Annotated in this window: 4 protein-coding genes; all 4 read left to right on the top strand. The window is 36.2% G+C overall.

Annotated features, from left to right (window positions below; all coding sequences use genetic code 11):
* The coding region (locus HMPREF0693_RS13350) for a NinB/YbcN family protein (RefSeq protein ID WP_004245985.1) at window positions 1–262 on the top strand (262 nt) is incomplete at its 5' end.
* Window positions 263–340: 78 nt separating this feature from the next.
* The gene (locus HMPREF0693_RS13345) at window positions 341–631 is read left to right on the top strand and encodes a DUF1364 domain-containing protein (RefSeq protein ID WP_004245984.1); all 291 of its coding nucleotides are present in this window, start codon (window positions 341–343) and stop codon (window positions 629–631) included.
* On the top strand, window positions 628–984 hold the full coding sequence (locus HMPREF0693_RS13340) for a RusA family crossover junction endodeoxyribonuclease (protein ID WP_004245983.1): 357 nt from the start codon (window positions 628–630) through the stop codon (window positions 982–984). The genes HMPREF0693_RS13345 and HMPREF0693_RS13340 overlap by 4 nt, the downstream gene beginning before the upstream one ends.
* Window positions 984–1,616: a bacteriophage antitermination protein Q gene (locus HMPREF0693_RS13335; protein ID WP_004245982.1), complete on the top strand. Its 633-nt coding sequence runs from the start codon at window positions 984–986 to the stop codon at window positions 1,614–1,616. Before HMPREF0693_RS13340 ends, HMPREF0693_RS13335 begins: the two co-directional genes overlap by 1 nt.
* The last annotated feature ends 185 nt before the right edge of the window (window positions 1,617–1,801 follow it).

The raw sequence follows: 1,801 nt of genomic DNA, 5'->3' as shown, positions 1-1,801 counted from the left end.
CGTTGTTATCGATATTAAAAATGGTGTTGGTGAAATCGTTTTATCAAAGCCCATCACTAATGAGGAAACTCATGAATATTTCGTTGGACATTGGCTAGGGCGCAATGAAAACGGTGAGCGTGAAAAAACCAGCAAGATGGATAAAGCAAGGATGCTTTACATGATGGAGAAACATGAACAATGGTGCATTGAGAAGGGAATTCCGATCATCATTCCTCGTAATTCTGAATATATGAGTTTGAAAAGAAAGCAAGAAGAATAGGAAATAGTGATGATTATTTCAGTTAATAACATGATCGTTTTTATTTTAAAGTGATAAAAAATAGTAATCAGGAGGCTCATGATGAATTTACGCAATGAGGCAAAAGGGCGTGAATGTCAGATTAGAATACCTTCAGTTTGTAATGGTAACTCTGAAACGGTTGTTTTAGCCCATTACAGAATGTCAGGTCTTTGTGGCGTCGGAATAAAATCGCATGACTTATTTGGCGCTTGGGCTTGTAGTGCATGTCACGATGAAGTTGATAGACGAACACGATTTACGGATATGGAGTATGCAAAACAATGTCATCTAGAAGGTGTTTTGAGAACGCAAGCCATATTGATCCAAGAAGGGAAGTTGAACGTGTGAAGGTCTTTAATATCGAACCAGTACCTAAACCAAGGATGACTCAGGCTGATAAATGGAAAAAACGTCCCCCAGTTTTAAAGTATTTTGCGTTTAAGGACGAAGTAAAGTTAAACAAAATCACCCTACCTGAATCACATTACCACATTACATTCATTCTACCCATGCCGAAGAGTTGGAGTAAAACTAAACGCTCCGAAATGAACGGTAAACCCCATCAACAAAAACCGGATAAAGATAATCTCGAAAAAGCATTACTTGATGCTATTTTTGACGATGATTCACGTGTATGGGATGGGCGGGTAACAAAAGTGTGGGGAAAAAGGGGGCAGATAATTATCCAAGAGGTGCGATAGTGAATATTGAGTGGATACGCGAGCGAGTAAGTACAGCGTTGATGAATGTTTGTATTATAGAAAATGGGCCGTTAAGTGCCATGGAGGAACAAGCAATACTTGTAACCGATAGGTTTAAAAGAAACCCAATACGCTATGCGGGTGAAAGAAAGTCTCGATACAGACTCCCCTCACATCCACTCAAAATTAAGCAAAAACATGCCAAAGGAAAATCAAAACCATTAATTAATGAAGTTACTTATCGCACTTCATCATGGCGCAGAGGTATTCATCAATTGCCTAACGAAATGCGCTTATGGTTACTCTATTGCTATGGTGATTATCAATATTATCGTGAGCAAATACTCATTGTTCCCTATATTTGGCATGAGTTTCAGCGATTAAATAGTAAAAAAAGGATAACGAAAAAAGTTAAGCAACGACTTCAATCTCTTACCTTACTAGCCATTCAGGCGGTAAAAGCAGAAATTAATCAAACAGCAAAAAAATATACGGATGTTAAGCTCGCTGGATTGTTGGGCGTCAGTGCTGATGCTTGGCGAAAGAGCTATAAACTGTATTGGATTTGTTTATTAGATTGTTGCTATCAATTAGATAGAGATTCGCTATTCAAAATTAGCGCTTTAAGCTGATTAAAAAAGTTGCAAAACTCCGTTTTTTTCTATAAATTAAATGCAATATTTATATAATATTATAAATGTAAGTATTTCAAACCTCGCTTCGGCGGGGTTTTGTTTTTTTTTAAAATATATTTATAATTATTAATTAAAAAATTTGTTGGAAGTTTTTCGTTTTCATTGATTGTTTGTTTATATTT

This window comes from Proteus mirabilis ATCC 29906, assembly GCF_000160755.1.
Taxonomy (GTDB): Bacteria; Pseudomonadota; Gammaproteobacteria; order Enterobacterales; family Enterobacteriaceae; genus Proteus; species Proteus mirabilis.
This window is presented reverse-complemented; position numbering and strand designations above follow the sequence as displayed.

Coding starts and splice junctions, on each gene's coding strand:
- HMPREF0693_RS13345 (WP_004245984.1), top strand. CDS start 341: ATGATGAATTTACGCAATGAGGCAAAAGGGCGTGAATGTCAGATTAGA.